The 22,023-nt window shown below is 49.4% G+C and carries 17 protein-coding genes and 1 tRNA gene; 15 read left to right on the top strand and 3 right to left on the bottom strand.

Features of this window, described 5'->3' with window-relative positions; all coding sequences use genetic code 11:
• The first annotated feature begins 15 nt into the window (after window positions 1–15).
• The 8 genes from NQD60_RS06520 to rffA all read left to right on the top strand — a co-directional run bounded on the left by NQD60_RS06520 (window position 16) and on the right by rffA (window position 9,936).
• On the top strand, window positions 16–399 hold the full coding sequence (locus NQD60_RS06520; RefSeq protein WP_257101285.1) for a MerR family transcriptional regulator: 384 nt from the start codon (window positions 16–18) through the stop codon (window positions 397–399).
• A 74-nt stretch (window positions 400–473) separates the two neighbouring features.
• Window positions 474–550: transfer RNA gene (locus tag NQD60_RS06515), tRNA-Pro, on the top strand.
• Window positions 551–880: 330 nt separating this feature from the next.
• On the top strand, window positions 881–3,850 hold the full coding sequence (locus NQD60_RS06510) for a type I restriction endonuclease subunit R (RefSeq protein ID WP_257100141.1): 2,970 nt from the start codon (window positions 881–883) through the stop codon (window positions 3,848–3,850).
• A complete protein-coding gene (locus tag NQD60_RS06505; RefSeq protein ID WP_257100140.1) occupies window positions 3,840–5,087 on the top strand; it encodes a restriction endonuclease subunit S in 1,248 nt (415 codons plus the stop codon). The genes NQD60_RS06510 and NQD60_RS06505 overlap by 11 nt, the downstream gene beginning before the upstream one ends.
• Window positions 5,084–6,265: an AAA family ATPase gene (locus tag NQD60_RS06500; RefSeq protein ID WP_257100139.1), complete on the top strand. Its 1,182-nt coding sequence runs from the start codon at window positions 5,084–5,086 to the stop codon at window positions 6,263–6,265. The genes NQD60_RS06505 and NQD60_RS06500 overlap by 4 nt, the downstream gene beginning before the upstream one ends.
• On the top strand, window positions 6,262–7,869 hold the full coding sequence (locus tag NQD60_RS06495) for a type I restriction-modification system subunit M (protein WP_257100138.1): 1,608 nt from the start codon (window positions 6,262–6,264) through the stop codon (window positions 7,867–7,869). The genes NQD60_RS06500 and NQD60_RS06495 overlap by 4 nt, the downstream gene beginning before the upstream one ends.
• 182 nt (window positions 7,870–8,051) lie before the next feature.
• Window positions 8,052–8,801 carry a dTDP-4-amino-4,6-dideoxy-D-galactose acyltransferase gene (rffC, locus tag NQD60_RS06490; protein WP_257100137.1) on the top strand — a complete coding sequence of 250 codons (750 nt, stop codon included), beginning with the start codon at window positions 8,052–8,054 and terminating at the stop codon, window positions 8,799–8,801.
• Window positions 8,802–8,805: 4 nt separating this feature from the next.
• Complete coding sequence (rffA, locus tag NQD60_RS06485; RefSeq protein ID WP_257101284.1) at window positions 8,806–9,936, top strand: dTDP-4-amino-4,6-dideoxygalactose transaminase; 1,131 nt, start codon at window positions 8,806–8,808, stop codon at window positions 9,934–9,936.
• A gap of 127 nt (window positions 9,937–10,063) precedes the next feature.
• Here the strand turns inward: rffA and NQD60_RS06480 are convergent, their stop codons facing one another.
• A complete protein-coding gene (locus NQD60_RS06480; RefSeq protein WP_257100136.1) occupies window positions 10,064–11,191 on the bottom strand; it encodes a glycosyltransferase in 1,128 nt (375 codons plus the stop codon).
• Window positions 11,192–11,363: 172 nt separating this feature from the next.
• On the opposite strand from NQD60_RS06480, the gene NQD60_RS06475 reads away from it, so the two are divergent.
• Complete coding sequence (locus NQD60_RS06475; RefSeq protein ID WP_257100135.1) at window positions 11,364–13,475, top strand: hypothetical protein; 2,112 nt, start codon at window positions 11,364–11,366, stop codon at window positions 13,473–13,475.
• Window positions 13,476–13,490: 15 nt separating this feature from the next.
• On the opposite strand, the gene wecC is transcribed toward NQD60_RS06475, so the two are convergent.
• Complete coding sequence (gene wecC, locus NQD60_RS06470) at window positions 13,491–14,786, bottom strand: UDP-N-acetyl-D-mannosamine dehydrogenase (protein ID WP_257100134.1); 1,296 nt, start codon at window positions 14,784–14,786, stop codon at window positions 13,491–13,493.
• A gap of 90 nt (window positions 14,787–14,876) precedes the next feature.
• A complete protein-coding gene (wecB, locus tag NQD60_RS06465) occupies window positions 14,877–16,007 on the bottom strand; it encodes a non-hydrolyzing UDP-N-acetylglucosamine 2-epimerase (RefSeq protein WP_257100133.1) in 1,131 nt (376 codons plus the stop codon).
• Window positions 16,008–16,272: 265 nt separating this feature from the next.
• Between wecB and wzxE the strand changes: the two genes are divergently transcribed.
• The 6 genes from wzxE to NQD60_RS09195 all read left to right on the top strand — a co-directional run bounded on the left by wzxE (window position 16,273) and on the right by NQD60_RS09195 (window position 22,011).
• Window positions 16,273–17,535, top strand: coding sequence for a lipid III flippase WzxE (gene wzxE / locus NQD60_RS06460; RefSeq protein WP_257100132.1), 1,263 nt, complete (start codon window positions 16,273–16,275; stop codon window positions 17,533–17,535).
• On the top strand, window positions 17,536–18,633 hold the full coding sequence (locus NQD60_RS06455) for a TDP-N-acetylfucosamine:lipid II N-acetylfucosaminyltransferase (RefSeq protein WP_257100131.1): 1,098 nt from the start codon (window positions 17,536–17,538) through the stop codon (window positions 18,631–18,633).
• Complete coding sequence (wzyE, locus tag NQD60_RS06450) at window positions 18,620–19,945, top strand: ECA oligosaccharide polymerase (RefSeq protein ID WP_257100130.1); 1,326 nt, start codon at window positions 18,620–18,622, stop codon at window positions 19,943–19,945. The genes NQD60_RS06455 and wzyE overlap by 14 nt, the downstream gene beginning before the upstream one ends.
• The gene (wecG, locus tag NQD60_RS06445; RefSeq protein WP_257100129.1) at window positions 19,945–20,679 is read left to right on the top strand and encodes a lipopolysaccharide N-acetylmannosaminouronosyltransferase; all 735 of its coding nucleotides are present in this window, start codon (window positions 19,945–19,947) and stop codon (window positions 20,677–20,679) included. Before wzyE ends, wecG begins: the two co-directional genes overlap by 1 nt.
• 89 nt (window positions 20,680–20,768) lie before the next feature.
• A complete protein-coding gene (locus NQD60_RS09200; RefSeq protein ID WP_368736107.1) occupies window positions 20,769–21,602 on the top strand; it encodes an oligosaccharide flippase family protein in 834 nt (277 codons plus the stop codon).
• On the top strand, window positions 21,592–22,011 hold the full coding sequence (locus NQD60_RS09195) for a hypothetical protein (protein ID WP_368736106.1): 420 nt from the start codon (window positions 21,592–21,594) through the stop codon (window positions 22,009–22,011). Before NQD60_RS09200 ends, NQD60_RS09195 begins: the two co-directional genes overlap by 11 nt.
• Window positions 22,012–22,023 lie beyond the last annotated feature (12 nt).

Genomic DNA, 22,023 nt, shown 5'->3' with positions numbered 1-22,023 from the left:
GAGGTGAACTCAGTGATGCTGCAAAAAATTACCTTGCTGCCAATTCCTGCAAAACGCTACTTTACGATTGGTGAAGTGAGTGAGCTTTGTGCTGTAAAGCCCCATGTCTTGCGTTATTGGGAGCAAGAATTCACTCAGCTTAGTCCAGTCAAACGGCGCGGCAACCGTCGTTATTATCAGCACCATGAAGTTCTTTTGATCCGCCGCATTCGAGAGCTTCTATATGAACAAGGTTTCACCATTAATGGTGCGCGCAACCGCTTAGATTCATATCAAGCACTCGCTCATACCAGCAGCGTAACGAGTGCGTCTGAACCTCCTCCCCAGGCCGTACCCTCGCTTGACGTCAGCCGGTTGCGTGACGATATTGAGCGTGTGATCAAAATCTTGCAGAAATAATTGGCCTAAATAGCTTTGTTTTATGCAAGAAGTGTCAAAGCGCATTTTTGCTCTGTTATAATTTCTCGCTTGTTCGGGGCGTAGCGCAGCTTGGTAGCGTACTTGCATGGGGTGCAAGGGGTCGGAGGTTCGAATCCTCTCGCCCCGACCAATATTCATAAAGCTTTCCAAGGTTTTCAGGTAAGGCGTTTTCTCTAACTTGAGAACGATTGTCTAACTTGCGTACTTTAATTAATGAAACGGGTTTGGCCCGTTCGATCTCGCATGCTTTTGTGTAGTGCGCGGTCATCTATACCCTGCCACTTTAGCGCTAGTAAGTCACTGATGTGCTACCCAGTTTGATAGGCAAGGTCGATAAGGCGAATAATCATCTTCTTGATGCGCACTGTCCTAACTAGCCACCCTATCAGTTACAATTCGATAGATGCGAAGAGGCCGACCACGAAAAAATCGGCGCAGTTTTCTAGGCTAGTGAATCCTAATGACAACAACAGAAAGCCAAATCGAGCATGATCTTATCGTCAAGCTCGAAGCCCTCAAATACATTTATCGATCGGATATTCGTGATCGTGCATCGCTGGAAGCGAATTTCCGCAAAAAATTCCAGGAGTTGAACCGCGTTACGCTGAGTGACAGCGAATTTGAACGCTTGAAGGACGACCTTGTTACGGCCGATGTTTTTGCCGCGTCCAAGCGCCTGCGCGAAATCAACAGCTTTGAACGCGATGATGGCACGCCGCTGTTTTATACGCTGCTCAACATCAAGGACTGGTGCAAGAACAGTTTCGAGGTGGTGAGCCAGCCACGTATCAATACCGACAATAGCTATCATCGCTACGATGTGGTGCTGCTGATCAATGGTGTGCCTGTCGTCCAGATCGAACTTAAAACGCTGGCCATTAGTCCCCGCCGGGCCATGCAGCAGGTGGTTGAGTATAAAAGTGACCCCGGCAACGGCTATACCAAGACGTTGATGTGCTTCATTCAGCTTTTTATCGTCAGCAATCAGACCCGCACTTGGTACTTCGCCAACAACAACAACCGCCACTTCAGTTTCGACGCGGACGAACGTTTTTTGCCGTTCTACCAGTTTGCCGACGAGAGTAACCAGAAGATCAACCACCTCGCCCCTTTCGCCGAGAAATTTCTGGCCAAGTGCACGCTGGGGCAGATGATTAGCCGCTACATGGTGCTAGTGGCCAGCGAACGAAAGCTGATGGTCATGCGCCCGTATCAGATCTATGCGGTACGCGCTATCGTCGATTGCATTCACCAGAACCGAGGCAATGGTTATGTTTGGCACACCACTGGCAGCGGCAAGACGCTCACGTCGTTCAAAGCATCCACCTTGCTCAAGGACAACCCGGACCTTGAGAAATGCCTGTTCGTCGTGGACCGCAAGGACCTCGATCGGCAGACTCGCGAGGAATTCAACAAATTCCAGGCGGGTTGCGTCGAAGAAAATACCAACACCGAGAATCTGGTTCGGCGACTGCTATCCACCGACTATGCTGACAAAGTGATTGTCACCACTATCCAGAAGCTGGGCATCGCGCTCGACGGCACCCACAAACGCAAATACAAGGAGCGCCTAGAGCCGTTGCGAAACAAGCGTATCGTCTTCATCTTCGACGAATGCCACCGCTCCCAGTTTGGCGATAACCACAAGGCCATCAAAGACTTTTTCCCGAATGCGCAACTCTTCGGCTTCACCGGCACTCCTATCTTTGGCAACAATGGCAACAAAGTGAAAGTGCAAGGCCAACAGGCCTCCGACATTACCACCGAAGACGTCTTCCAGAAGCAACTGCACGCCTACACCATTACCCACGCCATTGAAGACCACAACGTTTTACAGTTCCACGTCCACTTCTTCAAAGCCGACGGCAAGGATAAGGACAAGGTCAATGATGAACTAAAGCAGCAGGCTGTGGTGGATGCCATTCTGAGCAAGCACGACACTGCCACCGCCCAGCGCAAGTTCAACGCCGTGCTGGCTTGCGCTAGCATCGACCACGCCATTGCGTATCACAGTCTCTTCAAGGAAACTCAAGCTCAGCGGCAAGCGGCAGACCCTAACTTTCGTCCGCTCAATATTGCCTGCGTGTTCTCGCCACCGGCCGAAGGCGATAAGGACGTGCAGCAGATCCAGGAAGACCTGCCGCAGGAACAAGCTGATAATCAAGTCGAGCCTAACAAAAAAAAGGTGGCGCTCAAGGCGATCATGGCCGATTACAACGCTCGTTACGGCACCCGCCACAGTGTGAGCGAGTTCGACCTGTATTATCAGGACGTGCAAAAGCGCATCAAGGATCAACAATACTCCAATCAAGACTTGCCCCACGCGCAAAAAATCGACCTAGTGGTCGTGGTAGATATGCTCCTCACTGGCTTCGATTCCAAATACCTCAACACCTTGTACGTGGACAAGAATCTGAAGTACCACGGTCTAATCCAAGCCTTTTCGCGCACTAACCGCGTCTTGAACGATAGCAAGCCTTACGGCAACGTGCTCGATTTCCGTAACCAGGAAGACGCCGTTAAGGCAGCGATTACTCTCTTCTCCGGTGAGCAAGGCGAGCGTGCGCGCGAAATCTGGCTGGTGGATGCCGCCCCGCAAGTCATTGCCAAGTTTAAGACGGCTGTCACTACGCTCGATCAGTTCATGGCCTCGCAAGGCCTGGCGAACACGCCCGATCAGGTCAACAACCTTAAGGGCGATGAGGCGCGGGCACAGTTCATCAACCTGTTCAAGGAAGTGCAGCGCCTCAAGACCAAGCTCGACCGATACACTGATCTCACCGAGGACGATCAGGCCAGCATTTCTGCCATCATGCCTGAAGATAAACTCAAGGCTTTCCGCGGGGAATATCTGGAAACGGCTAAGCATCTTAAGGCTCAGCAGAGCGCCGGCCAGCCAGACGACAGCAATGCCGTACAGCAGCTCGACTTCGAATTTGTGCTTTTTGCCTCCGCCCTGATCGATTACGACTACATCATGGCCTTGATCACCAACTACCAGGGCGCGCCTGAACAACAGAAAATGAGCCGCGACGAACTCATCGGCTTGATCGCTGCGGACGCCAAATTTATCGACGAATACGAGGACATCAGTGCCTACATCTACACTCTAAAGGCAGGCCAGGGTCTAAACGAGCAAGCCATTCGTCAGGGCTATGCCGACTTCAAAGCCGAACAGAAGAGCCGCCAACTGCGCAGTATTGCTCAGAAACACGGGCTAGAGGCTCAGGCCCTGCAAACATTTGTAGATCACATCATGGCCCGCATGATTTTTGACGGTGAAAAATTGGGGGATTTACTCGCTTCGCTGGATTTAGGCTGGAAAGCTCGAAGTCAGAAAGAACGGGCTTTGATGAGCGATTTGCTGCCACTGCTGCATAAGCTGGCGCAAGGACGGGAGATTTCGGGGTTGAAAGCTTATGAGCAATAAGGCGAGCGAGCGATTAGTGCCGAAATTGCGGTTTCCGGAATTTCGGGATTCAGGCGATTGGTGCAAAACGCAACTTCATGAGGTTGCATTGTTCGTGAATGAAAAAGTTGCATTGGAGAATTTAAGTCCTGAGAGATACCTTAGTACCGAAAATCTACTGCAAGATTTTATGGGTATGGTGCCGAGTCCTACTCGACCTTCGGCAGGTTCGGCCACTAGATTCAAGATAGATGATGTTCTCATTTCAAACATCCGACCCTACCTGAAAAAAGTATGGGTGGCTGAAATCGAAGGAGGGACCTCAAATGATGTGATCGTCATTCGAGCAAAAAAAGAGGTGACCACAAAATACTTGTCACATCTTCTTAAAAGCGATTTATTCATCGAATATGTCATGACTGGCGCAAAAGGCGTCAAGATGCCTAGAGGGGATGTCGAATTAATTAAAAAATTCATCGTTGCTACCCCAACTAAGCCGGACGAACAAAAGAAAATCGCCGACTGCCTTTCCTCTATCGACAATTTCATCACTGCGCAAATCAAAAAAATTGAAGTTCTCAAAGTGCACAAGAAAGGTTTAATGCAGCAGCTTTTCCCTGCCGAAGGCGAAACCGTGCCGCGTTTGCGATTTACTGAATTTCAGAGTGCGCCTGAGTGGAAAGAAAAATCTCTATCCGAAATTTCACCGGTTATTTTTGACGGTACGCACCAAACACCGAAATACACGACATCTGGAATCCCATTCTTCAGCGTCGAGAATTTAGTCAGCGGCGCAGTGAACAAGTATATATCGCAAGAAAGCTACGATTTCGACACACGAAAAAACAAGCCTTGTAAGGGCGACATTTTGCTGACGCGTATCGGGAAGATTGGGTATTCCAAGCTCGTCGATTGGGATTACGATTTTGCAGTCTACGTGACCTTAGCTGTTATTGCTCAATCAGAGAGCTTTAGCTCACGGTATTTGCACTTTTATCTACAGTCCAGTTTCTACCAGCGTGAAATCCTGAGCAAGTCTCTGCTCAACGCCGTTCCGTGCAAAATAAACATGGGTAGTTTGAGAGAAACCAAGGTTTGCCTCCCCTCCGACTTAGGCGAGCAAGAGAAGATTGGAGTAAGCCTGGCCTCGTTTGACGATCTCATTGCCCTCCACACCCAAAAACTTGAAGTCCTGAAAGCCAACAAGAAAGGTTTGATGCAATGCCTTTTCCCCTCGACCTTTGAAGGTGACGCATGAGCAACCACCCCAAGGTATACCGTTATAAAACTATGCGTCCTTTAGTGAATCGCATACGAGATGACTTCAAAAACGGGGCAGATTTCGTGTTGCTCTTCGCTTACAACGGTACAGGCAAAACCCGGCTGTCTATGGCGTTCAAGGACGCCGGTAAAAAGAAATTTGCTCGTCGTTTGAAGGTTGATGGCGAGATGGATCAAGTATCTACCGTTATGGATTTTGAACGCGATACGCTGTACTTCAATGCTTTCACCGAAGATCTATTTTTCTGGGACAATGATCTGGCAGGCGACAGCCAGCGTGTGCTGCGCATCAATGCCGCTTCGCGCTTCTTTGCCGGATTCAAAGAATTGGCCTTGGAAGATAAGATTTTTCCTTATCTGGAGCGCTACGCCGACTTTGCTTTCCGCATCGATTACAATGCCTGGGCGGTCAGTTTTTCGCGCGAGGTGAAGCGTGGCGACGCTCGCGAGATCGTTGATCAAATTAAGGTCTCACGCGGTGAAGAAAACATCTTTATCTGGTGTGTGTTTTTAGCTCTGGCCGAGCTGGCGATCGATGGTGACCAGGCTTACGGCTGGGTGAAGTACCTGTACATCGACGATCCAATTTCATCGCTGGACGACAACAACGCTATCGCGGTGGCCAGCGATCTGGCTAAGTTGCTGCGGCGCGGTAAGGATCGGGTGAGGACGGTGGTGTCTTCACACCATGGTTTATTCTTCAATGTGATGCAAAACGAATTGAAGAAGCAGCAAACTAAAACCTATTTCCTGCACAAGACCAAAGATGGCGAAGGCCACACGCTGCGCGCTACCACCGACACGCCGTTCTTCCACCATGTGGCCATATTGAGCGAGTTGCAAACGGCCAGTCAAACCGGGGCGCTGTATACCCATCATTTCAATATGCTACGCAGCATTTTGGAAAAGACGGCTACCTTCTTTGGCTTTGATGATTTTTCCAAGTGTCTGGATGCGCAGGACGTAGCTTTGCATGCCCGCGTCCTGAACTTGCTGAGCCACGGCAAATATTCTATCCACGAGCCTCGTGAAATGGTGGAAGACAACAAGGCGCTGTTCAAAAAAATTCTCGACGACTTCCTGGCGCGCTATGCGTTTGCACTGCCTAACTTTGAAGCGCAAATTGATCAACCCGCACCAACCAACACACCATGACTGAACAAGATCAAAAGAAGCTGGGCAATACCTTGTGGAGCATTGCTAACAATTTACGCGGGGCAATGAATGCGGACGATTTTCGCGACTATATGCTGTCCTTTCTGTTCTTGCGCTATCTCTCCGATAACTACGAGGCCGCTGCCCAGAAGGAATTGGGCAGCGATTACCCCAAGTTGCCAGAAGACGACCGCTGTACCCCGCTGGCCGTTTGGTATGAGCAAAATAAAGACGACACGCCCGAGTTTGAGGTGCAGATGCGCCGCAAGGTGCACTATGTGATTACCCCCGAATACCTGTGGCGCAACTTTGCCGAGATGGCGCGCAAGCAAGACGCCGGGTTGCTCAAGCAACTGAACAATGGCATCAAGTACATCGAGGACAAGTCGTTTGAGAGCACGTTCTCCGGCCTGTTTTCAGAGATCAACCTCAACTCAGAAAAGCTAGGCAAGAAAGCCCCCGACCGTAACGCAAAACTGTGCACCATCATCACTACGATTGAGGGGGACTTGGCTGAGTTCTCGACTAGCAGCGATGTGCTGGGGGATGCCTATGAGTATTTGATTGGCCAATTTGCTGCCGGCTCGGGCAAGAAGGCCGGTGAATTTTACACGCCTCAGCCTATTTCACAGATCTTGTCTGAGATCGTGACGCTGGACGGGCAGGATCCCAGCGCTGGCCTCAAGCAGCGGTTGGACAAAGTGTTGGATTTTGCCTGTGGCTCGGGCTCGCTACTTTTGAACATACGCAAGATAATGGGGGCGCACGGCATCGGCAAGATATACGGACAAGAAAATAATATCACTACCTACAACCTAGCACGCATGAACATGCTGCTGCACGGGGTAAAGGATTCCGAGTTTGAAATCTTCCATGGCGACACCTTGCTCAATGAGTGGGATGCGCTGCGCGAAGCCAATCCGGCGAAAAAGCTGCAGTTCGACGCCATCGTAGCCAACCCACCTTTCAGCCTGCGCTGGGAGCCTGGCGAGACCATGGCGGAGGACTTCCGCTTCAAGAGTTACGGGCTGGCACCCAAATCAGCGGCAGACTTTGCCTTTTTGCTGCACGGTTTTCATTTTTTGGCGCCAGAAGGCACGATGGCCATCATCCTGCCGCATGGCGTGTTGTTCCGGGGTGGAGCAGAAGAGCGCATCCGCACGAAGCTGCTGAAGGACGGTAACATCGATACGGTGATTGCTCTGCCTGCCAACTTGTTCTTCTCCACGGGTATCCCGGTATGCATTCTGGTATTGAAGAAGTGCAAAAAGCCGGACGACGTGCTGTTTATCAACGCAGCAGAGCACTTCGAAAAAGGCAAGCGCCAGAACCGTTTACTGCCTGAGCATATTAACAAGATCGTAGAAACATACAAGCACCGCACTGAGGAAGAGCGCTATTCCATGCGGGTGCCGATGGAGCGCATCGAGAAAGAGGGTTTCAATCTCAACGTCTCGCGCTACATCAGCACGACACAAGCAGAGGAAAAAATAGATTTGAAAGAGGTTCATCAGCAATTGGGGGATATTGAAAAGGCAATCACGAAGGCACGAGACAAGCACAACGAGTTTCTTAAGGAGCTGGGGTTGCCACTATTGCCGTGAGTCTGTAATTCTATTTCCAATTGATTTATGGAAACCTTTTACTGTCCGTGAGAAGGGGTTAACTTCAGATAATTTTGCGCTAGAATAAAGCTTCTCGGAGTCGGGGGGCTTTGGAACGAACGCTAGCTATGTCGCGTTCGTAGAGAACGGGTAAAAAAAATTCTAATCAGGGGAGCGTTGCAGTGCTATTAGATCGCATCATTGAACCACAACGCGCACCTGCACAATGCAATCAAGAGCACCCGTTGCGCGTCCAACTTGAGCCGCTCGTATGGGAGAGTGAATTTTTCGCTCGCAAGTGTGCTAGGTTTGTTTTTGATAGTCAAGGCGTGCCGCCAGCGCAAATAGTGTTTACAGACTTCGATATTGTACAAAGCAAGATTCCAGCTAATCGACTCGACTTATTGGATCAGCTGGTTAAGCTTGGTTTCCAATTTATCGAAGGTGAGGCTGATTTTAGCTTACCGATTAACGCGTTAGCCGATAAGCAAAATTATCGTATTGCCTCTGAACCGGATATCTTGGCTATACGTGCCGTCGCCAAAGGGCTATTTTCTGCTAGCCGCTTTCGTGCGCCTTGGTACACGGAGGAGGAGCGTGATCGCTTCTACCAAGTCTGGGCAGAAAACGCGGTGCGCGGTTTCTTCGATCATGCATGCCTGGTGATTGAAGACACAAACGGCATTCATGGTTTTGTCACTTTGCGCAAGTTGACGCACGATGCAGCTCGTATTGGCTTGTTAGCCGTCCGCCCCGATTTGACTGGCCGCGGCTTAGGTAAAGTATTAATCAAGGCTGCGCGGCACTGGTGTGCGGCGCGCAATGTCAAGCAGTTGAGCGTGGCAACTCAAACCAGCCATCTGAGTGCGATGAGCTTTTATATTGCTAGTGGCGCTCAGCTGGCCGGAATTTCCTATTGGCTATATAAGTGAGATGATGATTCCATTTAATATCCCAGCTCTGGTCGGCACTGAATTAGGCCATATCCAATCTGTGTTAGCCAGCAATGTGCTAAATGGTGATGGTAACTTTACGCAACGCTGCCAACAGTGGTTTGAACAGTATACTAACACCCACAAAGTGCTACTGACCCCCTCTTGTACGGCAGCGCTGGAAATGGCGGCTATCTTGCTCGATATTCAGCCAGGCGACGAAGTGGTGATGCCCAGTTTTACTTTTGTCTCCACCGCTAATGCTTTTGTGCTGCGTGGCGCCAAAATTGTCTTTGTTGATGTGCGTCCTGACACCATGAATATAGACGAGACTCGGATTGAAGCGGCACTCACCAGCAGAACTCGAGCTATCGTTCCAATTCACTATGCAGGCGTTGCTTGTGAGATGGATGCCATTATGGCGCTTGCTGACAAACATCAGCTGTGGGTAGTAGAAGACGCCGCACAAGGGGTAGCTGCCACTTATAAAGGTCGTGCGCTGGGGAGTATCGGCCACATTGGTTGTTACAGTTTTCACGAAACCAAGAACTTTACCGCGGGTGGGGAAGGTGGCGCTATCTTGATCAACCAGGCTGAACAGGTCGAACGGGCGGAAATTATTCGTCAAAAAGGGACAAATCGCAACCAATTCCTGCGTGGTCAGACGGATAAATATACGTGGCGAGACATCGGTTCTAGCTATCTGATGTCTGATTTACAGGCAGCCTATCTGTGGGCGCAGCTAGAGGCAGTCGAGCAGATCAACGCGCGCCGTCTTGAACTGTGGCACGGCTATTTTCAGGCATTTCAGTCTTTGGCGCAGCAAGGGCGCATTGAACTGCCTGTGATTGCGCCAGACTGCGACCACAACGCACATATGTTTTATCTCAAACTGCGTGATATCAAAGATCGTAATGCTTTTATTAGCGCGATGCGCGACGCCGGTATTCTGGCTGTTTTTCACTACGTTCCACTGCATAGCTCTCCTGCGGGGCAGAAGTTTGGTGTCTTCCACGGTGATGACAGATACACAACCAAAGAGAGTGAGCGTTTAGTGCGGCTGCCGCTTTTCTATAACATGACAGATATGGCCCACCGCACTGTGATAAACGCTGTGACCCGCTACTTTGCCTGAAGCATCCTTGCTGCGCCTGCGTATCTCAGTAAAATTTTCTGAGCGAAGTGCTGTGTGGGCGTGACGGGCTGAACAGCACCTGCTACGGGTCAATGCCTTCAAGCTGGCTGCTAGCGTAGGCTCATCATTAGTGGGAGCGTTTGCCGGCTTGCAGGCGTGTGCGATGTCGCCCAAACAATAGCCACCATGGTGTCTTAAACCGCACAATACTGGCATAAAGCCAGACGTAAGCTACGATAAACACTATAGCGAAGCAAACTAGCACGGCGGTATGCTGCCAAAAGAGTGTCGCAGGTACCACCGCAATCAAATATAACAGCCAAAGATAAGGTGCCGTCAGTGCATTACACTGGGTCAGCGTGCGCGTACCTTGTACGTTCGCCGTTGGACGCATGAGCCGTTTGTAAATCAACGTATGTAAATGCCGATCATCTGCTAAGATGACTGGGGTGCCGTGTAAGAAGCGTCTACGATAGATTGAGAAACACAGTTCAAAAATTGGGTAAAGTAGCATTAAGGCGGGATACCAAGCAGAAACCTCAGGATGGTGCATAACCAATAAAATAGATAATTCACCTAACATAAAGCCAATGAAATAAGCGCCACCATCGCCCATAAAAATCCGTCCAGTCGGAAAATTCCAAATAAAAAAACCGAGAATGGCTCCCATCATAATCAGTGATGCCGAAAGTATGGCCGTGTCAGAGACTTGGTGTGCAACATAGGCAAGCGATGCAGACATCATAAACGTAATCATTGCAGCTAAGCCATTAGTGCCGTCGATGTAATTAATCGCGTTGGCGAGGCCTGCTACCACAAGTAGGGTAAAGCAGCAGCCGATAGCCGGATAAGCAATGACTGAGTCAAGCAGGGCGATGCCGGTGCGTGTCACATAAAGGTCAAGCAAGAAATAGGCCAGGCCGGCAGCAACTATCGTACAGCTGAGGCGAATGAATGGCGTTACGCGTTTAGTTAAGTCTTCAGTGAGGCCTGCTAAAAAAGTCGGCAGTCCGCAGGCGGCGAGGGATAATATGCTCAACGAAAGGCGCGGATCGTTGAGGTAAAGCTGACCGGCGGCTACGGTGAGGCCGGCGAGGATCGCAATGCCGCCGATACGTGGTACGGGTTGCTGATGGATTTTTTGTGGGCCGGACAGGTTGTGGTCAGCCGATAAATGTTCATGCAAATGCTGATAGCGCACAATCAAGAAAATGACCAGGGTTGAGACAGTAAAGCTGAGCGTGAAATTAAGCATAGTCAATATTTTTCTAGCTACAACACGTTTAAAGGAACTCTTCTTTAATCAGATTCATTATGCAGAAGACCCACGGATTCTATTTTTTACTCATTTCCACTTATAGGGGAAACTGGATAAAAAATCAATTTCTTCGAATATGATTCGTTTTAAGGGAGAGGAGAGATTACTTATGACGCGCCGTTATTTTTTAAGCACAGCTTTAGGCATGGCCGCCGGTGGGTTCGCTCTGGCGCCTTTAAAATCAACACTCTCGGCACATGCGATCAAGCATGTTGCGTCGGTTGCCGCTTTGATCGAATTAGGTCTTACGCAGCCGGGGGACGGTACGGTGGTCATCACATTAGGCTATTACAGTGCTGGCGATGGCGGAGGGATGCTGGTTTATTGGGATGCATTTTCTGAACGTATGATCAACGGTGGCACGGTTATTGCTGCTGTGAGTCAGGCTAAAGGTCGCTGGCTTCAACTGCATGAAGGAGTTGTTGATTTTAGGCAATTTGGTGTTTTTAATGCAGAGATGAATGCAGATGATGCGCTGGCAGCGATGGTGAATGATCCTACGATTCATCGTATCGAGGCGCATACGCCACTCAATTTTGTTCGCCGCCACCATTTTTATCGTAGCAACCTCACGCTGGATTTTGGAGGTCAAACGGTAACTACGCGCGGGATAGAGCCGGTTGGCGCGAAACAGATTAACGCTTTGGCTGCGGTGCTGTTTTTTAGTGGTAAGCCTGCTGCCAATACGGATACTGTTACCCTGAATGCAGTATTGCCGGAACAGACTGATATTTTTCCGGTTAGCGATGCAAGCACGTTTTCTGTTGGGCAGTGGTATCAGCTTGAGTCTGACGCACCGGGTGAGCCTTTAGCAAAAGAGCTGCAAAAATTAGTCCAAATTACACACATTATTGATGCCAAGCAGGTTCGGGTTAATTATAAAAATGGCTGGCCTTTGTTCGCAGGGCGGCAGATCCGTTGGACGCAGGTGAGTGTGATTGAACAGGTCCATATTAGCAATATGCGCTTTATCGGGCATGGCACGACTCCAAATACCGGCTCTCACCCTATTGCGTTTGAATATGCAGTGTCTTGTAATGTATCGGCAATTCATGCAAAGGCAACTTTCTGGAGCGTCATTATCAGGCGCTGGTGCGCATTCTTTCGCACTGAACGGTGCTCATTAACCAATCCGGTCAACATAAAGCATGGCGGCGCTGGCTACTTAACCCAGCATATCCATTGTCTTTACGGACATATTTTGGAGTGCAGTTCTGCCAATGCTCGGCATCTGAATGATTTTGTTTCGAGTGCATATTGCACCGTAGAAAATTGTCATAGCAACGGTGATCATGATGGCGCCTTTGTGACGCACGGACAATATGAGCATGACCTAGTCTATGCAGGGAATGCGGGTGCGATATCTTTTGCTAATTCAGGCAAGCAGTGGGGCGCTTCAGCCAAACGCATTACGGTACGCAACCATACCTGTACACTTTTTATTGCCAATGAGAAAGTCACTGACCTAACATTGGATGATGTCCATGTGTTGCACGTGGCTGGCCGGTCCAATACCGGCATTATGCGACTTAATGCGGATGGGGTTCAACTGCGAGGCTGCACGGTGGCTAGTGAGCTGACCTTGGTTCAGCATACGGCTTTATCTTGCCGGTCGAATACCTTCAATGGCTGTAGTTTTAGGCTCGATAGCCGGCATGATTTAACCAGCAGCGCAGAAGATCCTCTCGGCCGGTATTGCCAAACGCACTTGCCGCCAGTCGAAAGAAATTCTGTGCATGCTCACAGTGCTATTTTCTTCAATAATTGCACTTTTGAGGGCAATCGAGCAAGCGCTTCTCTGTGGATCGCGGCGCATAATATTACCCTAGATGCGTGCCGCATTGAAAATGTTGCCCTGTGTTTAACCGGTACCGCTGAACAGCACTTCACCCTAGCCGGTAATGCCGTCTTGTCAAATACCGCCAATCAAGGCGCTCTATTGTCTCGCGTTGGCAATGATCGCCTTATCCATTGGCGTTTAGGGCCTTACCGCAGCATCGTAGCGCATGCAAACGTAGCGCATATTCAGTTAGTGGATGGGGTGAATCACTATCAAGCTACTCATGTCCATTTTGTTCGCGGCAAAATTTTACTGGCTCCGGCCGCTTTTACCCCGCCTTCATTTTTGCTTGAGACAGGGCGTATCGAGGAAGGCAAGCTTAATGCGGTCGCACCGCCATCCAGTACTAGAGTCCGCATTGAGGGAACGCTCTCTATTTGATGACTGCTAAAGAAGCTATTGAAGCTGCTCAGCGTCTTCTAAGATCCCTACAGCATCGACTAGGCGCGCCGGGTGTTTAAGCAGTTTGATCATGGCTTTGAAACAATCATGCTTGACTAAGACGGCGATGACATCGGCTGCGGCTAGCGCTGGTTCTAAATCTGCCAAGTGGGCGTGGGCCAGATCGGCCGGCAACTGGTCAATAAAAGGTTCAACCACAATAAAGCTCGCCTCTGAAGTAGCGAGTAGTTTTTTTGCAATATGAGCTGCCGGGCTTTCTCGAAAATCATCAATATTAGGCTTAAACGCTAATCCCAGTAAGGCAACGACAACTTCTTGGCGGGCTGCGCGTTGACCACTTGCCAGACATTGATCAATCGCTTCGTTAACTTTGTTAATCACCCATTCTGGCTTATGGTCATTGATTTGTCGGGCGGTCCGAATAAGCTTTGCCTGCTCAGGTGAGCGACTGACGATAAACCAAGGGTCAACCGCAATGCAATGGCCACCTACGCCCGGACCTGGCTGTAGTATATTCACCCGGGGATGATGATTGGCGAGTTTAATCAACTCCCATACATTAATGCTGAGTTGGTCGCAAATCAGCGAAAGTTCATTCGCAAATGCAATATTGACATCACGGAAAGCGTTTTCTGTCAGCTTCGCCATTTCTGCTGTGCGGGCGTTGGTGGTCAGAAGTTCTCCCGTAACAAAGACACGATATAAGGCTTGCGCGCGCTGGGCGCAGCGGGCTGTTATGCCGCCGATAATACGATCGTTTTGAACCAGCTCGCGTATGACTTGGCCGGGTAGCACGCGCTCAGGGCAATACGCGATATTGACATCAGGTATTTCGTTTTCTTGATGAGTAGTAGGAAAGGCTAAATCGGGTCGAGCTATTTTGAGCCAGGCGATCATCTGATCGGTGGTTCCCACGGGGGAGGTCGACTCCAAGATCACCAGATCACCTGGCTTGAGTACCGGGGCGATTGATTCGGCTGCTGCGCGCACATAACTTAGATCAGGTTGATGATCCTTCTTAATGGGGGTTGGCACGGCGATGATGAAGGCATCGGCTGTTTCAGGTTGAGTTGAAGCTTTTAAATAGCCTTCTTGCACCACTGCGCGCACGATGATGTCAAGCTCGGGTTCAACAATATGAATCTTTCCCGCATTAATCGTGTCGACTGTGTGGGAGTTGATATCGACGCCGGCTACTTTGACTTTCCGGGAAGCCAGTATCGCGGCAGTAGGTAGGCCAATGTAGCCAAGACCGACTACACATATTTTCTTAAAATTCGTCTGTTTCATAGAAATTTTTTAAGCAAAAAATTTGCCAACCCTTGATCAATTTATGATGCGGGTCGAGTGCATTGCCCACCGTGTTTGGCCAGTGTCTAATTATGCTTGGTAGGCAGCTAACGTTTGCACGATGCGCTCAGATGCTTTGCCATCGCCATATAAGTTATGCGCGTGCGACGTTATCTGGTCATATTCGGTTAGGTCATCAAGCAGCAGACTAACCTGTTGGCACAAGGTATCGATATCCGTATTGACCAGACGTACGAGACCGGCCTCTAATGCTTCGGGGCGCTCTGTATTTTCTCGCATGAGCAAGACTGGCTTGCCAAGCGATGAGGCTTCTTCTTGCACGCCTCCCGAGTCGGTGAGGATCAGCGTTGAGCGCATCATTAGGTAGACGAACGGCAAATAGTCCAGTGGCTCAATCAAGTGAATATTGCTGATTCCTTTGAGGGTGCGTTGGACGGGTTCTTGCACATGCGGATTAAGATGAACCGGATAAACGAAATCGACCTTGGGGTAGCGTTTGGAAAGGGTTGCGATGGCTGTACAAATACGTTCGAAGCCATCGCCGAAATTCTCTCTGCGATGTCCGGTAATGAGAACCAGCCGTCGTGTGCTATTGAGCTGGGGGAATTGTTTGACAAGGCTAGTGGCCAGTTGAGGGTCGCTGACGATTTTTTGTTTAACCTCTAAGAGTGCATCAATTACGGTATTTCCGGTTACCACGATACGCTCAGCGGCGATATTTTCTTTCAGAAGATTGTCGCGTGATTGCGCTGTGGGGGCGAAATGTAAATGCGCCAGGGTGCCGGTTAATCTACGATTGGCCTCTTCTGGCCAGGGTGAATACAAGTTGCCGGTGCGCAAACCCGCCTCGACATGCGCGACCGGAATTTTCAAGTAATAAGCCGTTAGCGAGGCGGCAAAGGTCGTTGCAGTATCGCCATGGACCAGAACAAAATCAGGTTGGTATTCCATTAGCACAGGTTTGAAGCTTTCTAAGATGTTGGCTGTGATGGAGAAGAGATTCTGCCCTGGCCGCATGATATTTAGATCGAAATCGGGCTTGATATTGAAAAGATTCAATACTTGATCAAGCATCTGCCGGTGTTGTGCGGTAACGCACACTTTAGCTTCAAATTGAGTATGTTTGCTAAGAGCACGCACAACCGGTGCCATTTTGATGGCTTCCGGGCGCGTGCCAAAAACAGTTAATATTTTTTTCATCGATTGTTTGCCTTTGATTTGAAGTCATCCGTGCGGAGATAGACTTAACAAATGGTGCTGTTTAAACATCGGATTTTTTCTCGCATCATTCTACGCTAGAATAACATCGCTAAAAAATAGGATGGAGATTTTAGAGTGCAAACGAGGCGGTCGCCATATCGACCCCGTTTGTGGAGAGCACGAAGATAGAAAACTCTAATAAGGGGGCAGACGGAGTGTGGTTAAATCATGGAGTTGAACTCAGCCATGCAAATGTGAGTGGCCTTTGCCTAAATTATCTTTAGCGCGAGCCTCGGTCTGGTCTACGGCTGCCATCCTGATCAAATTGGCCGTGGGACTCCTGCTCATCAAATTGTTGGCGCTTACCTTTGGCCCAGAGGGGGTAGGCTGCGCCGGAAATTTTATGACGCTGATCACGGTGTTAGGCGTGTTATCTGGCGCGGGTATTTACAATGGGGTGACCAAATACGTTGCTGAATTTCAGTTTGATGCAGTTCGCTTGCACCGTTTGTTTGGCACCTCTGCACTGATCGTGCTTGGCTCAGCAACGTTGCTGGCGCTTGTGCTGATAGTGGCTGCTGCTCCTCTAAGTCGATTATTGTTTGGCCGCGAAGATTTGCAGGGGGTGCTGCGAGTCGTGGCCTTTATTCAATTTGGTATTGCCTTTGCTAATTTGTTTTTGGCCATTCTAAGAGGTCGGTGCGATGCGCAGGGCGTTGCACTATCGGTCATGATTGGCAATCTGTTCGGTCTGGGGGCATATTGGATGGCTTGCCGTCTAGGTGGCTATCCGGGGGCACTCATCGGCTTAGCGTTGCTGCCGGCGTTGTTGATTGTGCCGGCAGCAATAGCGTTGCTTAAACGCAAGTTCGTACCGTGGCATGGGTTAAAGCTAACATGGGATAGCCAACTCGCTCGTGGTCTGTTCAAATTTACCGCGATGGCAGTTATCACTTCGCTCACGCTACCAATTGCTTATGTCATGATAAGGCAGCTGCTGGCGACGCATTATAGTTGGGAGGAGGTGGGCATTTGGCAGGGGGTGAACAAGATATCGGATGCTTATCTACAATTGATTACAGCCCCTTTTACAGTGTATTTGCTGCCAACACTTGCTAGGCACAAAACCAAAAAAGAGTTGGCGTATGAAATTAGCCGTGTGCAACGATTTTTGTTACCGCTGGCACTCGGCTTGAGTTTAAGTGTGTGGCTATTGCGCGATGTGGTGATTGAATTATTGTTTTCCGCTGAATTTAGGCCGATGCGTGATCTTTTTGCATGGCAGCTGAGCGGTGATGTGTTCAAGGTCGGTGCTTATGTGTTCGGTTATTTAATCATTGCAAAAGCCTCCCTACGTTTTTATGTATTAGCAGAAATTGTCCAGTTTAGTTTGCTCTTATTATTTTCGTACTGGTTGATTCCAAGCGGCGGTGCGCTTGGCACTGTACAGGCTTACGCGGTGACTTACGCAGTTCATTTTGCTTTATGTTTATACGTATTTTTCATCTATTGCAAAAGGGGGGAGTGAGTGTCTGTCATCCATATTTTGGGTTCTGATATTGAGCACCACAATCGGACAGTGCTGAGCTTTTTTAATGACATACTGGCACCAAAGTTGCCGCACTCTCAAATGCCGTTATGTTTTTGGGTAGTGGCTCGAGAGCCGGCGCAATTGGGCAATTACCCGGCATTGCAGGTCAGAGTGTTACCGGATAAACGAGCACTGGCGAAGGCCGTGGCCGTGCTGGCAAAAAAATGCCGTGAGCAGCGCTTCTTTTTTCATGGTCAGTTTAATCTAGGTATTTGGCTCCTGCTCCTGACTGGCCGCATTCGTGCAGCACAAGTGAGCTGGCATATTTGGGGGGCAGATCTTTATGAAGATTCAGCAGGATTTCGATTTAAGCTGTTTTATGTGTTAAGGCGCTGCGTACAAGGGCGTGTTGGACGGGTGTTTGCTACCCGCGGAGACCTGGCTTATTATCGGCAGCGCTATCCGCACGTTCCTATGCAGCTGCTTTATTTTCCGACCCGTATGCCACTGGCGCAAAATCTCCCTCGTTTGCCGAAACCTGCAACGCAGCGGCTGACGATTTTGCTGGGCAACTCTGGCGATCGCTCGAATCGTCATATTGAAGGATTGCGGGCGATTTACCAGAAATTTGGCAAGCAAGTGCGTATCCTGCTGCCTTTTGGCTATCCATTGGGCAACGATTTATATGGCCATGAAATTCGCGCGGAAGCTGAAAAATTATTCGCGCCGGAGCAGGTCGAGTTCATCAATAAAGTAATTGATTTTAACGAGTACAGAAAGCTCTTAATGCCATGTGATTTGGGCTATTTTCTGTTTAATCGGCAGCAGGGGGTTGGCACCCTATGCTTGTTGATCCAACTCTGTATTCCATTTGTCATCAGCCGGCAAAATCCTTTCCAGCAAGACCTTGCTGAGCAGCGCGTACCGGTGTTATTTCATGGCGATGACTTGAGCCCTGAGAGGGTGCGTGAAACTCAGCACCGAATGACTCAGCTAGATCAGACCCAGATTGCCTTTTTCAATCCGAATTACATCACAGACTGGCAACGCACGTTGGTGATTGCCAATGGAGAGACTCTCGATGACGCTGGCTAATTTCCTGATTCTTTTAATGCTCTGGTTGGCAGCCGGTGCATTTGTGCTGACTCTTGTTTATCGTGAGTTCCGCTTAGTCGGATTTAGTTTTAATCTATGCTTTTCGCTGGCTTATCTATCCACTTTTTATCTTGGTTTTCCGTTCTCTTGTTGGCTAGTGCTGCATTTTGGTTTACCTATCTCACCACCGAGTTATCTAGCTTATGCGTTGCTGTTGCCGGCGGGTTTTTATACTCTTTACTACGCCACCTACAAAGTTAAGCTGCCACCGTTTTGGCGTTCAGGGTCATCCTTGTTCACCATGAAGCGTGAAGAAACGCATTTGCTGTGGGTGCTTCTGACGTTGCTTGCTGTAGTGGCGTTGGTTATCTTCATTCTAAATAATGGCTGGCTATTTTTTAGCTCGCGTAGCTATGGTCAACGCCTCTTTTCTAAAGACCTTTTTTTACTTCCCCTTAAGCGCCTTTTCTATTTTTTTATACCCGCTATGCTGGTGCTTTATTTCCTGCGGCCAAGCGTTAAATCTTGGCTAATGTTTCTTGTCGCAACCATTAGCTTTGGCGTACTCAGTTATTTTGCGGTTGGGGGCACACGCGCCAATATCGCTTTGTCATTCGCCTTGTTTTTATTTATTGGTATTGCCGATCATCATATCCGGCTTAGAACACTGCTGTTTGCTGGGGTGGCCGCGATTGGCGTGATGACGTGGCTGGCGTTACAGCGTTACGGGCTAAACGTTCAGGGTGCGGAGCGGATAGAGACGCTGCTTTATCTAACGCGCGACACTTTTTCGCCTTGGGAAAGTCTGGCGCTGTTATTAGAGAAGTACCGTGAAATCGATTTCCAGGGGTTAGCGCCGATTGTCCGCGATTTCTATGTCTATATTCCTCAATGGTTATGGCCTGAACGTCCGAACCTAGTGCTGAATACGGCCAATTATTTTACTTGGCAGATACGGCAATACTTTGCTGTAGCAATTTCACCCACCCTGATTGGATCGCTTCTGATTATGGGGGGGGGGTGGTCTTTTGTGCTGGGGGCGATGGTGGTCGGCCTGATTATTAGAGGGCTTGATGGCTTATATCGCGCGGCCAGATATGCGCAGAATCGCTATACGAGCGTTACGATGCAGGCTTTTTGCTTTGGCCTGTTATTTCACATTATTATTTTGGTCAGGGAAGGATTAGATGCCTTTGTTTCGCGCCTAGGATTCTATTGTTTGGTCTTTGGCTCATGCCTGCTATTGGCCAAATTGTTGTACCGTTTATTGATAGCTGGCCGGCACAGGCAGAAAAAAATCGGAGGCGTTTGATGAGGGCTATTCCAAAATATGATATTCGCGGCATTGGCATTTGGGGTTTTCAGGAGCAAGCTCAATTTGTCGATTACCTGCTGGCCGATGGTGCATTGAAAACGGGTATGCTAGTTGCGATTAACGCTGAAAAAATAATTTTAGCGGAACAAAATCCGCTCCTCAGCGAGCTAATTAAATCTGCCGAATACAAATATGCCGATGGCATCAGCATTGTTCGTTCGATTAAGCGAAAGTATGCCGCAGCATCCTGTCTGCAGCGCATCGCTGGCGTCGATTTGTGGCAAGCTTTGATGAGAAGCGCCGGCTTGCGACGCATACCGGTATTTCTCGTAGGCGGTAAGCCCGAGGTGTTAGCCAAAGTAGAGCAGAAGCTGGTGGCGGCTTGGGGCGTCAAGATTGTGGGTAGCCATAGTGGCTACTTTAAAGATGAAGAGCGCTCAGCACTGTTTCAAGCGATTCAAGAGAGTGGTGCCGCGCTGGTCACGGTTGCTCTGGGTTCGCCTAAACAAGAGCTCTTTATGCGCTGCTGCCAGCAAATTTATCCAAATGCATTGTATATGGGGGTCGGTGGCACCTTCGATGTCTTTAGCGGTACGGTTAAACGAGCTCCCAAAGTGTGGCAATCCTTAGGTTTAGAGTGGCTCTACCGAGTGCTGGCCCAGCCAACCCGCATTGGGCGTTTGGCGAGATTATGCAAATACGCTAGTTATCACTATCGTGGCCAACTGTGAGTGTTTAGGCGCGCAGTTGCGTCAACCTTTCGCCTGGCCGTTTTTCACGATTAACCATCATGCTGTGAAAAGTGCGTTTGTGAGCTATTTTGTCTGAACTATCCATGGGGCGGGCATTAGCCTGGTCTGCGGCTGCCACCCTGATTAAAATGGGATTGGGGCTGCTGGTCGTTAAGTGGATGGCGCACGCTTTTGGTCCGGATGGCATGGGTCGCGCTGGAAATTTTATAGCGCTGGTTACTCTGTTGGGCGTACTTTCAGGCGCCGGTATTTACAACGGAGTGACTAAATACGTCGCCGAATTTCAGCATGATCCGGTCCGCTTACGCCGTCTGCTCGGCACGTCTTCTATTATAGTGTTTGGCTTCTCGTGTGTACTGGCGCTGTTGTTTATCTTGGCGGCAGCTCCTCTGAGTCAACTGCTGTTTGGTCGTGAAGATTTGCAGAGTGTCGTGTGGGCGATAGCCTTCATCCAGTTCGGTATTGCTTACGCCAATTTGTTTCTGGCCATCCTGAAAGGTCAGTGTGATGCGAGGGGCAATGCGCTGTCGGTGATCGCTGGCAGTCTGCTAGGCCTAGGGGTATGTTGGCTCGCATTTCGTCTCGGTGACTACTCTAGTGCATTGATTGGATTAGCTTTAGCACCAGCGTTATTGGTTTTGCCGGCAGGAGTCATGCTGTTTAAGCGCGGTATCGTATCGCTGAAGCCAAGATGGGACAGCACGCTGGCTCGCGGCTTATGCAAATTTACTGCAATGGCGCATTATGCTGCCGCTGGCCTACGCCATGATGAGAGAGCTCTTGGCAGCTCGTCATGGTTGGGACGAAGTTGGCCTGTGGCAGGGAGTGAGTCAGATCTCCATGGCTTATTTGCAATTTATCACGGCGCCTTTTACCGTATATTTGCTGCCCATGCTGGCTAGGCAAAAAAATAAGATAGGCCTCGCGCGTGAAATCGGTCGTGCTCAATGCTTCTTGTTACCACTGGCATTAGTGATGAGCTTGAGTATATGGCTGCTGCGCGATATCGTGATTGAATTATTGTTTTCAGCTGATTTTAAGCCAATGCGTGATCTTTTTGCGTGGCAGTTGAGCGGCGATGTATTCAAGGTCAGTGCTTATATGTTTGCTTACCTAGTGATTGCGCGAGCCTCGCTGCGTTTTTGTGTGTTGACAGAAATCAGCCAATTTGGCTTGCTCACGTTTTTTTCGCACTGTTTGATTCCATCTGGTGGTGCGCTTGGGGCTGTGCAAGCATACGCTGCGACTTACATGGTTTATTTTGCATTGTGCGCGATAGCATTTCTGATCTATTGTAAAAAGGGAAGGTAAGGATGATGATAG

It is taken from the genome of Mycoavidus sp. SF9855, assembly GCF_024582735.1.
Taxonomy (GTDB): domain Bacteria; phylum Pseudomonadota; class Gammaproteobacteria; order Burkholderiales; family Burkholderiaceae; genus Mycoavidus.
The sequence above is the reverse complement of the archived record's forward strand: the minus strand, read 5'-3'. Positions and strand labels throughout refer to the sequence as shown.

Coding starts and splice junctions, on each gene's coding strand:
- wecG (WP_257100129.1), top strand. CDS start 19,945: ATGAGGGCTATTCCAAAATATGATATTCGCGGCATTGGCATTTGGGGT.
- NQD60_RS06520 (WP_257101285.1), top strand. CDS start 16: ATGCTGCAAAAAATTACCTTGCTGCCAATTCCTGCAAAACGCTACTTT.
- NQD60_RS06510 (WP_257100141.1), top strand. CDS start 881: ATGACAACAACAGAAAGCCAAATCGAGCATGATCTTATCGTCAAGCTC.
- NQD60_RS06500 (WP_257100139.1), top strand. CDS start 5,084: ATGAGCAACCACCCCAAGGTATACCGTTATAAAACTATGCGTCCTTTA.
- wecB (WP_257100133.1), bottom strand. CDS start 16,007: ATGAAAAAAATATTAACTGTTTTTGGCACGCGCCCGGAAGCCATCAAA.
- rffA (WP_257101284.1), top strand. CDS start 8,806: ATGATTCCATTTAATATCCCAGCTCTGGTCGGCACTGAATTAGGCCAT.
- wzyE (WP_257100130.1), top strand. CDS start 18,620: ATGACGCTGGCTAATTTCCTGATTCTTTTAATGCTCTGGTTGGCAGCC.
- NQD60_RS06495 (WP_257100138.1), top strand. CDS start 6,262: ATGACTGAACAAGATCAAAAGAAGCTGGGCAATACCTTGTGGAGCATT.
- NQD60_RS06475 (WP_257100135.1), top strand. CDS start 11,364: ATGACGCGCCGTTATTTTTTAAGCACAGCTTTAGGCATGGCCGCCGGT.
- NQD60_RS06480 (WP_257100136.1), bottom strand. CDS start 11,191: ATGCTTAATTTCACGCTCAGCTTTACTGTCTCAACCCTGGTCATTTTC.
- NQD60_RS06505 (WP_257100140.1), top strand. CDS start 3,840: ATGAGCAATAAGGCGAGCGAGCGATTAGTGCCGAAATTGCGGTTTCCG.
- wecC (WP_257100134.1), bottom strand. CDS start 14,786: ATGAAACAGACGAATTTTAAGAAAATATGTGTAGTCGGTCTTGGCTAC.
- NQD60_RS09195 (WP_368736106.1), top strand. CDS start 21,592: ATGCTGGCTAGGCAAAAAAATAAGATAGGCCTCGCGCGTGAAATCGGT.